The following is an 18,484-nucleotide window of genomic DNA, read 5'->3' on the forward strand; positions in this document are numbered from 1 at the left end:
AAGATAGATATTATCTTCTAATCTCCAAAAGATTTTGCTATTTTTTTTCGAAAAAAGTATATTCTTTTATTCCCTGATTATGCTTGCTGAAAAGGGTTCGCGCGTCATTCGTGAAGATTTTCAGTGAGTTACGTGCTTGTAAAGGAATTGAATCAATCGGGAGATTGACTGGGAGTAATTGATGATTTTTTTTCCCGGATTGAATGGGGCGGGCTGTCCATACTAAACTATACTCGCAATTATTGAGACGGACTGTGCTGTCTTTTACTAATTCCATTCTTACCATCAGTCCACCATCGGTGCGGCGGGCGGACATATTGGAAATATAATTTCCCAGCGAATAGACTACGAGATGTTTATCATTCGTCAGGCTGTCTGTGCGAACTTCAATGGGCTGAACTACGTGAGGATGGGAGCCGATGACATGATTTACTCCTTTTTGAATCAGCCATTCAGCAAGGAATTTCTGTTCTTTGTCCGGGAGTGACTGGTATTCGATTCCCCAATGCATACAGGCTATGATTGCGTCTGGTTTCATTGCTTTGCTCTCTTCAATATCTTTGGCGATAATTGTCGTATCAATATAGTTCACGATATTGGGAGGAGTAACAGGGATACCGTTTGTTCCATACGTATAGTTGAGTAAGGCGATGCGGAAGCCGTTCTTTTCCAATAAAAGAGGATATTTCTTTTCGCGTTCTTCGGTGTTGATATACGTGCCTGCGTGTGGGATTTTCAAGGAGTCGATAAGTTGAATGGTACGCTCCAGCCCGGATTTACCACGGTCGAGACTATGATTGTTGGCAGTCACTAAAACATTGAAACCTGCGTCGTGAATTGCGGTCAGAAATTCGTCCGGTGCGCTGAAAGCAGGATAACCTTTGTAGGGTTTGCCTCCTAACGTAACTTCCAGATTGGCGATAGCGAGATCGGCTCTCCTTATTTCTTCTTTAACGTACGTAAAACAGGTGGAATAATCATAGCCGGTTGAGGTTCGTGCAGCGTTGATTTGTCCTTGATGTTGCATGAGGTCACCTACGAAAAGGACTCGTAGGGTATCAGTGGGGGAAATACTGTCGGTTGCGGAAAGGCTGTCCGACAGGGTATCGATGATAGAATCTCTCTTTGCCTGCGACCGGGAGGTGCAGGATAAAGAGAGAAGTAAAATCATCAGAAACAAGCTATGCCTCATTGATAAATGGCTTTCTTACCAGCTAAGAGTGTATTTTTCATTAACGATACAATTGTCATCGGTCCAACACCACCCGGTACGGGAGTGATGAAGGAACATTTTGGGGCAACTTCGTCAAACTTCACGTCACCGGTCAGTTTAAAACCTGATTTCTTGGTTGCATCCGGCACACGCGTAGTACCTACGTCGATAACTACCGCACCTTCTTTTACCATTTCGGCTTTTACAAAGTTGGGCTGTCCCAAGGCAGCAATGATAATATCAGCTTCCTGACATTCTTTTATCAGGTCTTTGCTGCGGCTGTGGCATACTGTCACTGTGGCATCGCCCGGATAGGCTTTCTGCATCATCAGGGCAGCCATCGGTTTGCCGACGATATTGCTACGTCCGAGTACAACACATTTTTTGCCGGAAGTCTCTATTTCGTAACGTTTCAACAATTCGAGGATACCGTTGGGAGTAGCGGATACATAGCACGGAAGTCCGATGGACATACGGCCTACGTTGATCGGGTGGAAGCCGTCTACGTCTTTACGGTAATCAATCGTTTCGATTACTTTCTGTTCGGAGATATGTTTAGGTAAGGGAAGTTGTACGATAAAGCCGTCTACATCGTTGTCTTCGTTCAGTTCGCGTACTTTGGCAAGCAGTTCTTCTTCGGTCACGTCACTTTCATAACGGATGAGGGAGGACTTGAATCCACATACTTCACAGGCTTTTACTTTGGCAGCTACATACGTTTCGCTACCACCATCGTGTCCTACAAGGATGGCCGCCAGATGCGGGCGTTTTCCACCACGAGCCACTATTTCGGCTACCTCGGCTGCAATCTCTTGTTTCACTTGTTCGGAAATGGCTTTTCCGTCTATCAGAGTCATATTTTCAGAGTATTTATTGGTGATGGGCAAAAGTAAAATAAATAACTGAACTGTCCAAGAAGATTGGAGCATAAAAAAAGAAGATGCTGCCGGCATCTTCTTTTTTTATAGGACATATGTCTTTTATCTTTTAAATCATATTCTTATTGGTCAGTAGTTTGCCTTTGTATTCTCCTGTCAGTGTACGGAGGAAGCCGACTATTTTATCTACTTCCTGTTGTGGCAAATCAATACCTAACTGGTATTTGGCCATGGCACGAACTGCATCGTCCATAGTAGCCATGCTACCATCATGGAAGTAAGGAGCGGTAAGTTCAATGTTTCTCAAACCAGGAACTTTGAAACGATGACGGTCACGTTCGGTCTGGGTTTGCTTGAATCGTCCGTTGTCTTCTTCGGTCATTTCTGCCTGTCGTTCGGCAAAATAATCATGTTTAACGCCGATTAGTTCGTATGACTGTCCGCCAAGGATTTCTCCTACGTGGCAAGTGGCACAATCGTACTTCTTGAAAAGCTCGTATCCGGCTATTTCATCTGCTGTGACAGCCTCTTTCTGGCCTTTCAGATAACGGTCGAAACGTGAATTGGGAGTCAGCAATGTCTTTTCAAATTCCTGAATGGCGTTTGTGATATTCTTTTCGCTGAGTCCGTCGGGATATACTTCATTGAATGCCAGAACGAAACTTTTATCTTCTGCCAGTTTGTTAATAATCTGGTCGAAAGATTCACAGGCCATTTCCACCGGGTTCAACGGAGGACCGGCAGCTTGTTCGGCAAGTGTTCCGGCACGTCCGTCCCAGAATTGAACAAAATTATAAGCTGCATTGTAGACTGTCGGAGCATTCACACCGCCAAACTGTCCGCCTACGCCTTCGGAATATTGTTTATTGTCTACGCCTCCGGTGTCCAATCCGTGGCAACTGGCACATGATACGGTGTTGTCTGCAGACAGACGGGTGTCATGATAGAGTAAATCTCCAAGAACTACTTTGCGTACATCCACTGCAATGGAGTCGGCGATGGGGCGGATTGGTTCGTTGATAAAATCCGGAGCTACCGTTACGTCGGTATATAGTCCCATGCGGTGGTTCTTTATCCAATTAAGTGCCATTTCCTTTTTGGCATCGTTGAAAGAAGAGCCCCAGTGTACGAGATAATACTTTGCCTGCGGCATTTTTCCGTCGAGGATCACTTTTTCTATTTTAGCCAGGTCTACCGGATTAAGAGGACGTCCCTCTTTTAAATTCTGTTCTATTTGGGTCATGTCGAATGCACGGTAAGCATTGCTTATATCTTCCATCACGATTTTTCCGGCAACAGGCACGCTTGCGTAGAATGGGAGATCAGGAGTTGAAGTGTGACACCGCAGACATCCTGCATCTGTAATGATTTGTTGCATCCTGAGATTTGCTTCCAAGTCGCTGGAAGGTACTCGGTGCATGAGCCGGTAGGTGACTGCCAGTGCTGCCACTACCACCAACAGTGCTACAATTAGTTTTGAACTTTTCTTCATTTCACATTTGAATTAAATTAGTTGTTATTACGATTATATAAATGCACGCTTTGCTGAGCGGCCGGTAAGTAGTTCACTCCATACCAGCACATTTGTAAGGCTAGAAAGGAGATGATGAGCAATGCATATAGGCTTTTCCGTCCGACTTTTCTGAAAAGCCGGAGGTGTATGTAAAGTAAATATCCCATCCAAGTGATGACTGCCCAAGTCTCTTTGGGGTCCCAATTCCAGTAGTTTCCCCATGCTTCTTTTGCCCAGAGGGAACCAAGCAGCATACCGATAGAAAGGAAGGCTATCCCTGCATAAACAAGGTTATCCGCTGTGTGGAGGTACTCTTCCTTATGTCGGAACAATCCGGTCAAAGCGATTATAAATGCACATCCCAGTACGGAATAGGAGAACATATATACGGTGACATGAGGGATGAACCATACGCTTTGCAGGGCCGGCATCAGCGACTGGTCGTGTATTTCGGGCTTCATCAGGTTAATGATGATAAATACTGTGGAGAGCAGTGTAGAGAAAGACAGAATCCAGCGATATTGCCATCTGATATAAGTTAGCAGTCCTGCAATACCCATGAAGAAAGAGTACCACAGACGAGTTTCTCCCATAGTGCGTAATGGGGGACGTTGGAGGAATATCCACAATCCGGCAATGAATATGCCTAAGGTGATGATGCCGCCTGATGTAAAGGCTATTGCTATCTTGCTTTTCGTTGAGGAGCGAAAAGCACATGCAGCTCCTGCCAGCCATAAACAGGCAGATACTGCTGCAAATACATAGAAATTATCCCAGTTTATCATATGTTTCAGGTCCGTTAATGAATAAAAGAACAGCTCCGGCAAGCATCATCAGGATACCTGCCACTATCACATATTTCCAAGGCTGCTTTACTACTTGCAGGATGCAATATTCACTTTCGCTGCCTTTCATTACGTCATAACCGGTGAGATATACATCTTCTCCTAGCCGGTAGGCATACGGGTGGTTTACTTCGAGTACTGCTTTTTTATTTCCCAGCCGTACGTTTGCCGCAAAGCGGGAAGGACGTCCGTTCGGGTAATATTCTACGGTGAAAGAGTTGAGCTCTATTTCATAATCCAGATAATGCGATGTGCCGTTCATGTCGAATGCTTCATGTGCAGGTTCACTTCTATATATGGGTATGCGCAGAGTTTGAGTATCGCTACTACCAAGAAAACCGGCAAAAAGTGCCAGCCACAAACCTGCATGATTCAGGATGAAACGCCACCGGGCTCGTTTGCGGTGTTGAAAAGCGTGGATGGTGATCATTCCAAGATTGCTTAACAATAAAAAAAGAATGGCTATGAAGATCCAGCTAGTCATAAAGTTGTAGCATCCCAATTGGGCAAGAATTCCTTCACGGTTTTTTGCAGATATGTCCGATAACTGGGGGAGAAGTCCTATGACTAAGCAGCCGCTGATGAATAACCCGATAGATAGTACACTGGTCTGAGGTGAACAAAGTAACCGGGTAAAAAACGATTTCTTGTACTCTTTATGTAATATCCATAACATGACGAGCCAGATTCCTGCAAAAATAATATTAAGCGGAAAGGAGAGGAAGGAAACCGGAAAATTTCCTGTAAATAGTTGCATGGCAATTGCTAATAATATATATCCGGTCGTATAGATATAGCGCATACTTGTGTTTTTGTTTGTAATCTTTTGCAAAGTAATAAAATAAAAACGAATAAATTGCTAAAATCTTTATAAAATTGTATTCGTTACAAGTAAATAAATTCTGTTATTGCAGCTTCAATATTATATATACAGTCTTTTGGGTGGAGGAATAAAAAAAAGAGGAAGCCACGGCTTCCTCTTTTTTTTATGGGGGAAAGAATCTTTTTTCTTATCTTTTCATCTTAGGCATCATCTTACCCATCTTGCTGCTAGTTACCATCTTCATCATTTTGCGAGTCTGGTCAAACTGTTTCAGCAGGCGGTTTACTTCCTGAATAGTCGTTCCGCTACCTTTGGCAATACGTGTACGACGTGATCCGTTCAGAATTTCCGGATTAGAACGTTCTGCCGGAGTCATGGAATAGATGATAGCTTCGATGCTTTTGAAAGCATTGTCGTCAATATCAATATCTTTGATTGCCTTTCCTACTCCCGGAATCATGGAGGCAAGATCTTTCAGATTACCCATTTTCTTGATTTGTGCAATCTGGCTAAGGAAGTCGTTGAAGTCGAATTGGTTCTTGGCTATTTTCTTCTGTAAACGTTTAGCCTCTTCTTCATCGTATTGTTCTTGTGCGCGTTCTACCAATGAAACGATGTCACCCATACCGAGAATACGGTCGGCCATACGGGCAGGGTGGAATTGGTCGATTGCTTCCAGCTTTTCGCCTGTACCAACAAATTTGATCGGTTTGTTCACTACCGAACGGATAGAAAGAGCCGCACCACCGCGGGTATCACCATCGAGTTTGGTCAGTACCACACCGTTGAAGTCCAGACGCTCGTTGAATTCTTTAGCTGTGTTTACAGCATCCTGACCGGTCATGGAGTCTACCACGAACAGAATTTCGTTCGGGTTGATTGCTTCTTTAATAGCAGCGATTTCGTTCATCATTTGTTCGTCTACTGCCAGACGTCCGGCTGTATCGACGATAACGAGGTCATATCCTTTGGCTTTAGCTTCCTGAATAGCGTGTTGTGCGATTTCTACCGGATTCTTGCTATCCAGTTCGCAGTACATCGGTACTTCGATTTGTTCTGCCAATACGCGCAACTGTTCGATAGCTGCCGGACGGTAAACGTCACAAGCGACCAGTAATGGCTTACGGTTTTTCTTGGTTTTCAGCATCCGTGCCAACTTACCGGAGAAGGTGGTCTTACCCGAACCCTGCAAACCTGACATCAGGATGACTGCCGGACGGGCGTCGATATTGATCTCTGCTGTCTCTCCACCCATCAACTGCGTAAGTTCATCATGTACGATCTTTACCATCAACTGGCTTGGCTTCACAGCCGTAAGCACATTCTGGCCAAGAGCTTTTTCTTTCACTGTATCCGTGAAATTTTTTGCCACCTTGTAGTTTACGTCGGCGTCGAGAAGTGCTTTACGTACGTCTTTCAGCGTCTCCGCCACGTTGATTTCGGTGATTTTGCCTTCACCTTTCAGGATCTTGAATGACCGTTCTAGTCTTTCACTTAAATTATCGAACATAGTTATTTAATTACGAATTACTAATTACAATTTACTTGGGCGAAAGAGGGACTTTTCCGTCTACTCTTTATTTGAGCTTGCAAATGTACAAAAATCTCTTGTATTTATATCTTTTTATTCTGCCATTTTGCTTTTTTGAGATAAATATAACTTGTTATCAACAGTAAGCTATAATACACAATCTCAATCGTAAAGCAAATTTCGATCGGTGCTTTCAGCCACATTCCGATGAAAATGATGTATGATCCGTAGATGATGATTGTAATCGTTTCGAGCAACAGGGCTGCCTGTGTATTTCCTGTTCCGGAGATACCATTGAACACTACATTGGCTACGGATGCGATGAGCATGGCAAAACAAATCACATATACCGAAGGTACGGACTCCGTGATGAGCGCGGTTTCACTGGTGTAAATAGAGAGCAGGAACTGTGGAAACAGTGCCGATACCGCTACTAACCCCAACATGATGAAAAAGGAGAAACGCGCAATTTTATTAATGAGTGGCATTACGTGCTGGATACCTCCTGCACCGATAGCGTTGCTGACAAGGCTGTTGGTAGTCGTAGCCAGTGCATTGACCGGAATCAGTAGTACGACATAAATACTTCGGACGATATTGGCAATCGCCAGTTCCCGTTGTCCCAACCGTTCTACGGCTACGAAGAAAACGAACCAGGTGGCCATCGACAGGAAATATTGTAACATGGTGAAGCAGGAGATACTGAGGATCCGCATCAGCAATGCAGGGTCGAATGTGCGCAGGCGGTTCATACCGTATTTCTTCAAATCGACCGTGGCATACGTATAGATGACGAAAAAGAGGATGGAGGAGGCTTCTGCCAATACGGAAGCAATAGCAGCCCCTTTGATACCCATTTCCGGCAAACCGAACTTTCCGAAGATTAATGCATAGTCCAGTACGACATTGATTAATGCCATAATAATGGCATTGACGGTTAGCACTTTAGTGCGTGTAATACCGATGTACAATGCCCGGAACATGACATTGATAAAAGAGAAAAAGAATCCGTAAATACGCCAGTCCAGAAACTCCATTGTTCCCTCGTAGATGGATTCTGAAGAAACTAGCAAACGCATGATGTTTCCACCGAATGCCTTGGTGAATCCAAATAGAAGCAGTGCCATCACGAACAGGAACATGACTCCCTGAATCATGACAGGACCGACATCCGAATAGCGTCCTTCGCCATTGCGTCGTGCTATGACAATCTGCGAACCGGTACTGAATCCGAATGCGATGGTGAATACACAGATATAAAATAACCCGCCCATAGCCGATGCTCCAAGGGCTACCTCGCTCACGTGTCCGAGGAATGCTGTGTCGGTGACGTTGATGACATTTTGTGCCAGCAAGCTTAGTAGTATCGGATAACTGACACTCCAAATCTGTTTGTTGGTGTACATAATTAAGTGTTTAAGTTTACACTTTGCAAAGATAGTGCTTTATTTCGATTCGGAAGCGATGGGGTAGATGAAAACTATTTCCGGACCTTCGGGAGTTTTATTGTTAATGAGATAGTTTCCTCCGAAATGTTTTAATAATAACAAGTTGATATCATGCCGGATAATGGTCTCCTGCGATACGAATGCATGGTCTGCCAAAGGTGAATTGCTGATCCGGAAATAAAGCATATTTTCCTCCCGGCTTAATATGAACCGGATGGTTCGTGCTTGCCGGTGTTCTTGCGGGTACACCAGTGCACTAAGCAATGCTTGTGTCAGCCGCGCTATATCGGAATGGATGATTTGAGCATCCGTCTCGGTAGAAAACTCAATTTTGATACCTGTTTTCTCATTTTTCATCTGCGCCATGTAGCATGCCTCCTTGCATATTGCAATAGCGTCATAGTCCTGCAACTGGAACTTCATCATTTGAGCTTCCAGACGGGATAAGTCAAGAACGTCATTGACAAGTCTCATCAATTTCTCCGAACTCTTGTGGATGATGTTCGAGTATTCTTGTCTTATTTCTTTGTCTATGTCAGGATCACTGGCTATGAGCTGTGAGAAGCCGACTACATTATTGAGCGGGGTACGGATGTTATAACTCATATTCGACAAGAAGCGATTTTTTATTTCATTGGTTTTTCGCACGTTTTCTGTCGTTTTCCGGATTTCGTTTTCCGCGTATTTTAGTGCCTTTCGTACAATGAAGAGCCGTGCCATAAAGATAAAAAGCAGAATCAGGATCACGAATATAAAGATTAGATAAGTGAGCTGGGTTTTGTTGTTTTCCCTTTTTTGTTCCAGTTCCGTTTTATCGATATTGTATTTGCTCTGTATCTGTTCCATCTGATTGTTGGCAAGTTCAGTAGCTGCCGAATCTTTGATGGCTAGTGCCTGCTCATACATAGGGATGGCTTTTTCGCTTTGTCCTGCCTGTTTCCATATTCTGGCCTTTTCGAGTAGCTGTTCGGCATAGTCGCTGGGGAAGTCTTTCTTCAACATTGTCAGGGTTGTATCGATATAATCCGATGCTTGCTGATAGGCTCCTGTGGCCTGATAATATCTGGCAAATGTGTCGAAATAGAGTACCTTATACATGAAATATGTATTCTCGTCCAGATATTCCTTAGACTTTATGAGATGTTCATAAGCCTGTTGTGGCTGATGGATATTCAGGTAATAATAGCTGTAGAAAAGTTCATTGAACAGATATACGTCGGCAAATCCTCCTTTTAAAGATGGGTTCGCACTGATATGGTTATGTAGAGTGTTTTCCAGCTCCCGCAAATATTTGAGTAACCTTTTATTATCTTTCTTTTCTTTGGTAACGGATACTAACTGTGATAATACCGAGATACGGACTACCGGATTTTCTGTCGGGGTAAGCATTTGATAGGCAGCTTCGAGTGCTTCTATTCCCTTGTCCCAGCGCTGGCTGCCGATATATGCATTGCTCAAGCATTGATAGGCAGCTATGGTACCCCGGTTACTATTTATTAGGGAAGCTTGCTGTTTCATTTTTTGAGATTCGTTGATAGCAAGCTCGTATTGTTCATTGAATGTGTACAAGTCTATCTGGAAACGCTTGGCATCAAAGAAGTAATTCCATAAATCGGACTTCCGGACATAAGGTTCCATGATGGTGAGCCATTTGGTGACACTGTCTTGATTATTCCGATTGTAATAGTATAAGATATGGTAATAGGCAGCCATACCGGCATATTTGTCATTGCCCAGTTGTATGGCTTCTTTCATTAATGTATCTGAATATTGGATACATTGATAGTTGTTCTGTTCTATTCTGATGATTTGGTTAAGAACATTCAGTCGTGTCGTATCGTGTGGTAAAGTTTGCAACACCTCTATCAGACTGTCTGACTCCAGAGCGATTTCGGTACTGGCTTTCCCGGTGACGGTGTAGCATAATAGGACGAACAGGAGCAGGACTTGTTTCATTCAGCTTCCTCCTTTCTTGGTTGCTCATGACAAATGGGGTGTATGAACAGGAAGCGGGCTCCTTCTTTATAATTGGAGTCAATCCATATTTTACCGCCCAACTGCTCGATAATGAGTTGGCAGATAGACAAACCAAGTCCCGTTCCTTGAGCGTTTTCGTTCAATTTCTCAAAACGATTGAATATTTTATCCTGATTCTCCGAAGAGATTCCGCAACCGGTGTCGGTCACGGAAAACAGTGCTATATCTTCTGTCTGTTTTTCCAATTCCATGGTGATAGAACCTTGCGGAGTAAATTTGGTCGCGTTGATGAGAAGGTTGATTAATAATTGTTGCAACCTTGCATTGTCTGTTATTAATTCCAATGAATGGAGAGAAGATGAAAAACGGACATTGGCATTCGTTTGCTTTATTTTTTCAACCATGTCGATAACATTCCTGCATATTGCCACTGCGTCACATCGCTCATATTTAAATTTCATCTTGCCAACTTCGAGACTGGACAAGTCGATTACGTCATTAATCAGTTTGAGTAAGAGCTCTGAATTTTGCTGAATAATGTCACTGCATTGTTTTCGTGTCTCGTTGTCGATCGATTCTTCTGTCAGAATGGAAGAGAAGCCTGCCAACGCATTGAGTGGCGTACGGATTTCATGGCTCATGTTGGAAAGGAAAAGGCTCTTTGCCCGGATGGAATTTTCTTCTTGTTTCTTGGCTTTTTCCAGTTCTTCCTGAGATTGACGCAGCTTCTTATTGCTCCGTTTAACCAAAAGGATGAAAAATACAATCATCATGACTATAAACAGGATTGTAAACCAGCTCCAATAGAGGATTGTTTTTTGCCTGTTTAGGTTATCCAGTTCGTTTTTATCTATTTGGTAAAGGGTGTGCAATTCATTGATTTGGCGAATATAATTCATTGCGTCCAAAGAATCTTTGCGCGTATTAAACCTTTCATAAGTTTCGCACGCTTCCTCATTTTTACCCATCAGTGTAAGTATATGTGCACGCTCTTTTTGTATTTCCAAGGATTTATATGAGTCGGCTGATTTCGTATGCGATAGAATTTCATCAAGTATGGCTAATGCTTGAGTGTACTCTTTGGATTCAGTGTAGTAGCACGAATACAGGTATTGAATCATTAAATGAAAATATGGATATGGGTGTTGCCGGTTAATTTGCTCGGCCTGCTGTATATGGTTTAATGCTTCAGGAAGATGGTGTGTCTGGATACAGTAGAATGCCTGACTATAAACAAGATGAAAACCATCCTGGGGATTTCCGTCCTTGTTGGTAATTGATTCGAGTTCCCGTATATTGTTCTCTATATCTGTCATTTGATGATATTTGAGCTTAGACAGAATGAGCTGGACCAAGATCGCTTTGGCGTATGGGTTGGCATGAGGGATTTTCTGAACAATTTCTAATGCTTCCTTATACGATTTGATGGCAGCTTGTGGTGTGGATGAACTTAAGTAAGTGTTTCCGATGGCGTGTAATGCGAGTGCTGTTCCCAAAGGATAATCCATTTCTCTGGCTTTTTGATACATCTGGTTGGCTTGGTTAATAGCCAGACTGATATTCCCTTCTGCTATCAAAGCCTGGACTGTCAGCAGATTTATCTGGAACAGAAGTGGGTATTGCTGTTGTCTTTGTAATTCCGGTTCTAAAAGTTTTTCCCAAACAATGATACTGTCTGTAGGCGTTTCCGGACTGAATGGATGATTGTATTCAAGCAATGGTTGTAATAAAGAAAGATGGTCTGTACTTGTGTGTGTTGCATATAAGGTGACCGATATAAATACGGTTACGACCACTGCAATTATATGATGACTGTGTTCTTTCACTTGATATAAGAATTGCTTGCTTGTAAGTTTACTTGCAAAAGAACTAAAAAGAGTGAAGATTACAAAGAAATCTTCACTCTTTTTTATTATTTATTTTCTTTTGAGTATTTCCCGGGCTCCAGGACCTTCGTGGTTGGGGTAACCGGGAGTATGGTTTCTGCATCGTGGATCAGCATCTACTTTCAAGCTTCGGTAGTCATCTTTTGTGCGGGCGATGTAATCATCAAGCATGGCACGGTGTTCTGCTAGAACTTTACTGTATTTCGGATCTTTGGCGAGATTCTTGCGTTCTCCCGGATCTTTTTTCATATCATATAGTTCTTCTCCATTGCCTTCCAAATAGTGCGTGTACTTGTATCTCGGTCCGCGTACCATACGTCCGGGGGTAACGACATATTCATATTCGCTGTGCCATTCGGAAATTACATAAGGGTGAGTCTTTTTCTGTTTCTCTCCTTTTAATATAGGCGCGAGACTGATTCCCGTTTTTTCGGCCGGAACGGAAATTCCTGCCAAATCACAAAGAGTAGGTAAAAGATCCAGCGTGGGCTGTGTTAATAGTTGGTTTACCGGTTTTTTCTGTTGTTTGATGCCGGGGCCTGCAAAGATAAACGGAACGTTTGTCATTTCATCGTAAAAACTGATATGCTTGGTCACCATGCGGTGTGAAGCCATTCCGTCGCCATGATCGGCCATGATAACAACGATGGTATTTTTTCCGGCAGGAGTGGAGTAAAGAGCTTTTAATACGCTGTCTACTTGTTTGGAAACCATTTTGGTATAGTGTTGGAAAGCGGCAATGTAATGACGGTAATTCTCTTCATTCCAATGAGATGCCTGAGTCATACGCCGATGGCTGCAACAGATGTATTGCACCGGTTTGGGGATATTGTTCCAGTCTTCCACGTCAAAATTGGCTGGTAGTTCAGGAAGAGTTCCGCTGATGGGACGGTCGGTATGTACTCCTTCATTTGCTCCTACGAATCCGCAAATGTTGTGAGGGTTCTGAAAATCGGCAATGCAGATGAATGGTTCTTTGGGAGGATTGCTTAAATAAGCAACAGCGTCTTCGCATGTTCCTACGTCCAGGAAGCTGTCGTTATTAACCGGGAACTCCGGATCAGTGAATGGTTTGGCTACCGGTTCTTTGTGCTTGAATCCTCTTAGGGATCCCATGTCGTGTGTTTTTCCGAAGTGTACGGCTTCGTAACCGTTTTCAGAGAAAAGGCTTCCTAATGTCGGTACATTTTCGGGGATACGTGGGTTGATAGGTTCGCTGGAGTTCGAACGCACATTCGTTTGATGAGGCATCATGCCACTCCATAAAGCTGCGCGTGAAGGTTGGCTGAGAGGGCAGCCTACATAAGCATTGGAGAAGATAACTCCTCGTGAAGCGACTTCGTCAATAGGGAGGGTGCAGCCTTGTGTTTGCCCGTAAGCTCCCACGACGCGTTGTGTCAGATGGTCGCACTGGATAATCAGAAAATTGGGTTTTTCTTGAGCCTGGGCTGCTACGCCGCACAGGGCTAATCCCATGAATGGATAAATAGTTTTCATTACTGGCTAGAATTAAGTAATATTTGATTTTGAAACAAAAGTAGGAAAAAAGGAAACGCAAAAAAGGGGGAAGTAGTGGTTTTGGACGCAAATGAAAGTATTTTGTACAAAAATGTAATATGTGATGGGCTATTAGGGGAAACTATTGCTGATGAATGTTGGATTGTAAAGGATAAACGGTAAGTGGTCATTGATTAACCGGGCGGCTAAAAAAGAGAACGGTGAACAAACTGCGTCATAATAATTGTAGTTTGCTCACCGTTCATCATTTATAATTTATTGCTAATTAGCTGTTCATGCTCATCAGGAATTCATCGTTATCTCTGGTCTTTTCCAAACGGTCTTTAACGAAGTCCATTGCTTCGATCGGATTCATGTCGGCAAGATATTTACGTAATATCCACATGCGGTCAAGAGTTGTCTTATCAAGCAACAGGTCGTCGCGACGAGTGCTGGATGCAGTAATGTTGACTGCCGGGAAGATACGTTTGTTGGACAGGTTGCGGTCGAGCTGTAACTCCATGTTACCGGTACCCTTAAATTCTTCGAAGATAACTTCGTCCATTTTAGAACCGGTGTCGATCAATGCGGTAGCGATGATGGTCAACGAGCCGCCGTTTTCAATATTACGGGCAGCACCGAAGAAACGTTTAGGTTTATGAAGTGCATTTGCATCAACACCACCGGAAAGAACTTTGCCGGATGCAGGAGATACTGTATTGTATGCACGAGCCAGACGGGTGATAGAATCAAGGAAGATCACTACATCGTGACCACATTCTACCAAACGTTTTGCCTTTTCCAATACAATACCTGCAATTTTCACGTGACGTTCTGCCGGTTCGTCGAAAGTAGAAGCGATAACTTCTGCATTAACGCTACGTGCCATATCGGTTACTTCTTCCGGACGTTCGTCAATCAGCAGCATGATCATGTAAACTTCCGGGTGATTGGCTGCGATAGCATTAGCGATATCTTTCATTAAGATAGTCTTACCTGTCTTTGGCTGGGCGACGATCAAAGCACGCTGTCCTTTACCGATAGGAGCGAAAAGATCAACAACGCGTGCAGACATAGAGTCTGAATAACCGCCTTTGCAAAGTTTGAACTTTTCATCCGGGAAGAGAGGTGTCAGATGTTCGAAAGGAACACGGTCGCGAACGAAAGCTGCGTCACGTCCGTTGATTTTCGACACTTTTACCAACGGGAAATATTTTTCTCCTTCTTTGGGTGGACGGATAACGCCTTCCACTACATCACCGGTTTTCAAACCAAAGAGTTTGATTTGAGACTGTGATACATAAATATCGTCCGGAGAAGAAAGGTAGTTATAATCGGAAGAACGGAGGAATCCGTATCCATCCTGCATAATTTCCAAAACACCTACTCCGTTGAGAATATCGTCGAATTCGTAAGGCTTTTCGCGCTCAATAACTTTGCGCTCCTGCAGCTGTGCCGGAAGATTTTCGCTCGCATTACTCTGTTGAGTGGCGCGTGGCATCGGTAAGCGCTGTTGGTTCTGATTCGGGTTTTGATTTTGATTTGGATTCTGAACCTGATTCTGATTATTGTTACGCTGGAAATTATTATTAGCGTTATTACTATTATTGTTAGCGTTGCTATTACCGTTGTTATTGTCGCGTGGACGGACAATACGCGGGCGTTGCTGCTGTTGTTGAGATGGTTGTTGTTGAGGATGAGACGGTTGTTCAGACGCTGTTTGTACAGGTTCTGTTTTAGTTACTTCGAATTTGCCGAAGAGTTCGGTAGGAAGCTCTATTTTTTCAGAAGGCAGATCTTCGATTGGAATAAAATCATCATCGTCAACGCTGGATAAGATATTGCTTTCCTCGTCGATAACGGGTGCAGCTTTCTTTTGTGGTTTATCTATAACCTTTTTCTCTACAGCAGGTTTGTTTGGCTCTGCGGCTGGTTTATTTGTTTCTGCAGCCGGTTTGCTTTTTGTTTTCTTTTCAGCAGTCGGCTGTTGTACTGGAGCAGCTTTTTCTTTCGTTTCAGTAGTTTTCTCTGCAACAACAGGCTTAGTTTCCACTACTTTGGGAACAGTTAGTTTTGCATTTTCTACTTCTTTCTTCTCTTCTGTGTCAGCGCCTTTACGTGGACGGCCTACTTTACGCTTGGGAGCTGCTGTGTTTTCTGCTTTAACTTCTACAACAGGAGCTTCTTTTTCTTTGTTTGTACTTTCTTCTTTCTTGGAAGGTTGTTGTGCTTTTGCAGGAGTGGCTTCTTTTGTTTTACTAACCTCTCCACTCTTTGTTGCGGAAACTACCTTGTCTTCTTTTTTGGTAGGAGCTACCCGTGAACGCTTTTTCTTTTGTTCTTCATTTTTGCGTTCTTCTTTGAGTTTATCTGCGGCAACTTTCTTAGTAGCTCCTACAATAGCCTGTTCATCGAGTATCTTATAAACAAGGTCTTCTTTTTTGTATGAGTCTGCTTTTTTTATGCCTAACTCTTTGGCAATAACTTGAAGTTCCGACAGATTTTTGTCGTTTAATTGGATAATGTTATACATATAGTATGGTAAGTTATTAATATTTCTTTTTTGCTGAATTATGGACAGCATTACTACAGCTCATGGCTACAGATATGCAAGCATACGTTTTGTTTTTTATTCTGAATTAGGGATGTATATGTTGAATCGTAGAATGTTTCAACGGGGCAAAGATAATAATTTTTTTTGGTTTCATGAACAATCAACCATTTTTTTCCACGTAAAAGTGTATCTTTGCTACATAAAAGAAAATAGTATGACAGTAAATGAAGCTCATTTAATTTATTTTTCGCCTACACACACATCTAAACAAGTTGCGGAAGCGATTGTTCACGGCACGGGCATAAAAAATATCTTTCCTATTAATGTGACGCAGCAGATTGCAGATGAAATTGTAATTCCTGCATCTGCTTTGGCCGTTATTGTAGTGCCTGTGTATGGAGGTCATGTCGCTCCTCTGGCAATGGAGCGTTTGCAGTACATCCGGGGAGTGGATACTCCGACCGTTTTGGTGGTGGTGTATGGGAACCGTGCTTATGAAAAAGCTTTAATGGAATTGGATGCTTTTGCTATTCCTCATGGATTGAAAGTGATTGCTGGGGCAACTTTTATTGGAGAACATTCGTATAGTACTGATAAACATCCGATTGCGATGGGACGTCCTGATGAGTCGGATTTAGCCTTTGCTGCGGAATTTGGGAAGAAAATCATGGAAAAAATACAGACTGCCGATAGTATGGATACCCTTTATCCGGTAGATGTACGTGCTATCAAACGTCCGAGTCAGCCATTCTTTCCTTTGTTCCGTTTTTTGAGGAAAGTTATCAAGTTGCGTAAAAGTGGAACACCGCTTCCCCGCACACCTTGGGTGGAGGATGAAAATTTGTGTACCCATTGTGGGCTGTGTGTAGTTCATTGTCCGGTAGGGGCTATAACGAAAGGGGATGAACTGCATACGGATGAAGTTAAATGTATTAAGTGTTGTGCCTGTGTAAAAACCTGTGTTAAGAAAGCACGGGTGTATGATACTCCTTTTGCGGCTTTGTTGTCAGATTGCTTCAAGAAACAGAAATTACCTCAAACTATTTTGTAGATCACGACGCGCTTAGTCGTTTCATCAATACGAAAGCGGTTGTCTGTTCGTTCGCCTATCAGCCACGCAATGTGTTCTCCACAGCAGAGTACCCACTGGCGTTCTTTTTGACTGATAGAAAATTTGCGGTCGGTCAGATAATCGCTTATTTTTTTCTTTCCTTTCATTCCAAAAGGAATAAAAGTGTCTCCTGTCTGCCATTTCCGGTAATGAATATCTCCATTCAGTTTGTCGGCATCAAAACAGGCTATTCCTTTTTCGCGTGGAATTAGAAAATCAGGAGTGTATTCTTTTTCTTCTTTGATGATTTGAAAAGGAGGAAGAGTCTCATTTTTAGATTCGATAGCTTCTGTTAATAAGAATTCTCTGTCTTTTATCACTCTCCATTTTTTACTGCAAAATTGTTTGCCCGGTTGGCTGTGAAGTGAATGGGCTATATCTTTGATTTGTGCAGAATTGAAGCCTAGAGGATGCAAAATTTCGAATAGAATAGCTTTGGGTGCCGGTTCCTTTACTAAATCACTGATTCGGATACCTTCTGTTGTCACAATATTCTTTTTGGTTTCCTCTATACATTTATTATATATTGTGGCTATATCATTCAGATAGTTGCTCGTGTCTATCAGATTGTTTTTGATTGACGGATTGATTTCCTGCATAAGTGGAAGGAGATTGAGCCGGATTTTATTACGGGTATATTCGTCTTCCAGATTAGTGCTGTCTGTTACATAATCTTGCCCGATGCTCTCCAGATAATGGATGATATCTTCCCGATTGACGCAAAGCAGAGGACGTACGATTGCTCCGTTGCGTGGGCGGATTCCTAATAAACCGGTAATTCCTGTTCCTCGAATCAGGTTAAGTAGTATGGTTTCTACGCTGTCATCCTGATGATGTGCTACGGCGATCACCTCTGCCTGGCATTCTTTTCTCGTTTTCTCGAACCAGTCATAGCGTAATTCCCGTGCAGCCATTTCAATCGAAATATGTTTTTCCTTTGCGTATTGTGTCGTGTTAAAATCAATTGTATGCAAATGGATTCCGGTTCTTTCGCAAAGTTGACGTACAAACAGTTCATCCCGGTCTGATTCTTTGCCTCGCAGGTGGAAATTACAATGTGCGGCTTCGCAATGATAACCTGCTGTGTGTAGAATACATAACAGTGCCACCGAATCGGCACCACCACTCAATGCAATCAAGACTTTGGCATCCAATGAGAACAAATGTTCCTTTTCTATATATTTTGTAACCCGTTGTTGTATCATACT

Annotated in this window: 13 protein-coding genes; 1 reads left to right on the plus strand and 12 read right to left on the minus strand. The window is 42.9% G+C overall.

Annotated elements, in window-relative coordinates:
• Positions 1-37: 37 nt before the first annotated feature.
• From I2I04_RS13755 to rho, 11 genes are all read right to left on the minus strand, one after another.
• Entirely contained in the window at positions 38-1,192 is a 1,155-nt protein-coding gene (locus tag I2I04_RS13755; protein ID WP_195655262.1) for a CapA family protein, read from the minus strand.
• The gene (folD, locus tag I2I04_RS13760) at positions 1,189-2,070 is read right to left on the minus strand and encodes a bifunctional methylenetetrahydrofolate dehydrogenase/methenyltetrahydrofolate cyclohydrolase FolD (protein ID WP_143260679.1); all 882 of its coding nucleotides are present in this window, start codon (positions 2,068-2,070) and stop codon (positions 1,189-1,191) included. The genes I2I04_RS13755 and folD overlap by 4 nt, the downstream gene beginning before the upstream one ends.
• Before the next feature lie 130 nt (positions 2,071-2,200).
• Positions 2,201-3,583, minus strand: a complete 1,383-nt coding sequence (locus tag I2I04_RS13765; protein WP_195655263.1) for a cytochrome c peroxidase — start codon at positions 3,581-3,583, stop codon at positions 2,201-2,203.
• 17 nt (positions 3,584-3,600) lie between these two features.
• A complete protein-coding gene (locus tag I2I04_RS13770; protein WP_195655264.1) occupies positions 3,601-4,389 on the minus strand; it encodes a cytochrome c biogenesis protein in 789 nt (262 codons plus the stop codon).
• Complete coding sequence (locus I2I04_RS13775) at positions 4,373-5,251, minus strand: cytochrome c biogenesis protein ResB (protein WP_195655265.1); 879 nt, start codon at positions 5,249-5,251, stop codon at positions 4,373-4,375. The genes I2I04_RS13770 and I2I04_RS13775 overlap by 17 nt, the downstream gene beginning before the upstream one ends.
• A 208-nt stretch (positions 5,252-5,459) precedes the next feature.
• Entirely contained in the window at positions 5,460-6,782 is a 1,323-nt protein-coding gene (gene ffh / locus I2I04_RS13780) for a signal recognition particle protein (RefSeq protein WP_004312925.1), read from the minus strand.
• Positions 6,783-6,886: 104 nt separating this feature from the next.
• Positions 6,887-8,209 (minus strand): MATE family efflux transporter, encoded by a 1,323-nt coding sequence (locus tag I2I04_RS13785; protein WP_143260687.1) that lies wholly within the window; start codon positions 8,207-8,209, stop codon positions 6,887-6,889.
• A gap of 39 nt (positions 8,210-8,248) precedes the next feature.
• Entirely contained in the window at positions 8,249-10,207 is a 1,959-nt protein-coding gene (locus I2I04_RS13790) for a histidine kinase dimerization/phospho-acceptor domain-containing protein (protein ID WP_195655266.1), read from the minus strand.
• A complete protein-coding gene (locus I2I04_RS13795) occupies positions 10,204-12,054 on the minus strand; it encodes an ATP-binding protein (protein ID WP_195655267.1) in 1,851 nt (616 codons plus the stop codon). Before I2I04_RS13795 ends, I2I04_RS13790 begins: the two co-directional genes overlap by 4 nt.
• A gap of 90 nt (positions 12,055-12,144) precedes the next feature.
• Positions 12,145-13,611 (minus strand): sulfatase, encoded by a 1,467-nt coding sequence (locus I2I04_RS13800; RefSeq protein ID WP_195655268.1) that lies wholly within the window; start codon positions 13,609-13,611, stop codon positions 12,145-12,147.
• A 286-nt stretch (positions 13,612-13,897) separates the two neighbouring features.
• On the minus strand, positions 13,898-16,144 hold the full coding sequence (gene rho / locus I2I04_RS13805) for a transcription termination factor Rho (RefSeq protein ID WP_195655269.1): 2,247 nt from the start codon (positions 16,142-16,144) through the stop codon (positions 13,898-13,900).
• A gap of 235 nt (positions 16,145-16,379) precedes the next feature.
• Between rho and I2I04_RS13810 the strand changes: the two genes are divergently transcribed.
• Positions 16,380-17,216 (plus strand): 4Fe-4S binding protein, encoded by an 837-nt coding sequence (locus tag I2I04_RS13810; RefSeq protein WP_195655270.1) that lies wholly within the window; start codon positions 16,380-16,382, stop codon positions 17,214-17,216.
• Here I2I04_RS13810 and tilS read toward each other — a convergent pair.
• Positions 17,201-18,481 carry a tRNA lysidine(34) synthetase TilS gene (tilS, locus tag I2I04_RS13815; RefSeq protein ID WP_195655271.1) on the minus strand — a complete coding sequence of 427 codons (1,281 nt, stop codon included), beginning with the start codon at positions 18,479-18,481 and terminating at the stop codon, positions 17,201-17,203. The genes I2I04_RS13810 and tilS overlap by 16 nt on opposite strands.
• Between the last annotated feature and the right edge of the window lie 3 nt (positions 18,482-18,484).

This window comes from Bacteroides sp. 1001136B_160425_E2 (assembly GCF_015559655.1).
Taxonomy (GTDB): Bacteria; Bacteroidota; Bacteroidia; order Bacteroidales; family Bacteroidaceae; genus Bacteroides; species Bacteroides luhongzhouii.

What these genes read in the sequence shown, in the direction of transcription:
- I2I04_RS13755 (WP_195655262.1), bottom strand. Translation starts at nt 1,192, where the DNA reads ATGAGGCATAGCTTGTTTCTGATGATTTTACTTCTCTCTTTATCCTGC.
- folD (WP_143260679.1), bottom strand. Translation starts at nt 2,070, where the DNA reads ATGACTCTGATAGACGGAAAAGCCATTTCCGAACAAGTGAAACAAGAG.
- I2I04_RS13765 (WP_195655263.1), bottom strand. Translation starts at nt 3,583, where the DNA reads ATGAAGAAAAGTTCAAAACTAATTGTAGCACTGTTGGTGGTAGTGGCA.
- I2I04_RS13770 (WP_195655264.1), bottom strand. Translation starts at nt 4,389, where the DNA reads ATGATAAACTGGGATAATTTCTATGTATTTGCAGCAGTATCTGCCTGT.
- I2I04_RS13775 (WP_195655265.1), bottom strand. Translation starts at nt 5,251, where the DNA reads ATGCGCTATATCTATACGACCGGATATATATTATTAGCAATTGCCATG.
- ffh (WP_004312925.1), bottom strand. Translation starts at nt 6,782, where the DNA reads ATGTTCGATAATTTAAGTGAAAGACTAGAACGGTCATTCAAGATCCTG.
- I2I04_RS13785 (WP_143260687.1), bottom strand. Translation starts at nt 8,209, where the DNA reads ATGTACACCAACAAACAGATTTGGAGTGTCAGTTATCCGATACTACTA.
- I2I04_RS13790 (WP_195655266.1), bottom strand. Translation starts at nt 10,207, where the DNA reads ATGAAACAAGTCCTGCTCCTGTTCGTCCTATTATGCTACACCGTCACC.
- I2I04_RS13800 (WP_195655268.1), bottom strand. Translation starts at nt 13,611, where the DNA reads ATGAAAACTATTTATCCATTCATGGGATTAGCCCTGTGCGGCGTAGCA.
- rho (WP_195655269.1), bottom strand. Translation starts at nt 16,144, where the DNA reads ATGTATAACATTATCCAATTAAACGACAAAAATCTGTCGGAACTTCAA.
- I2I04_RS13810 (WP_195655270.1), top strand. Translation starts at nt 16,380, where the DNA reads ATGACAGTAAATGAAGCTCATTTAATTTATTTTTCGCCTACACACACA.
- tilS (WP_195655271.1), bottom strand. Translation starts at nt 18,481, where the DNA reads ATGATACAACAACGGGTTACAAAATATATAGAAAAGGAACATTTGTTC.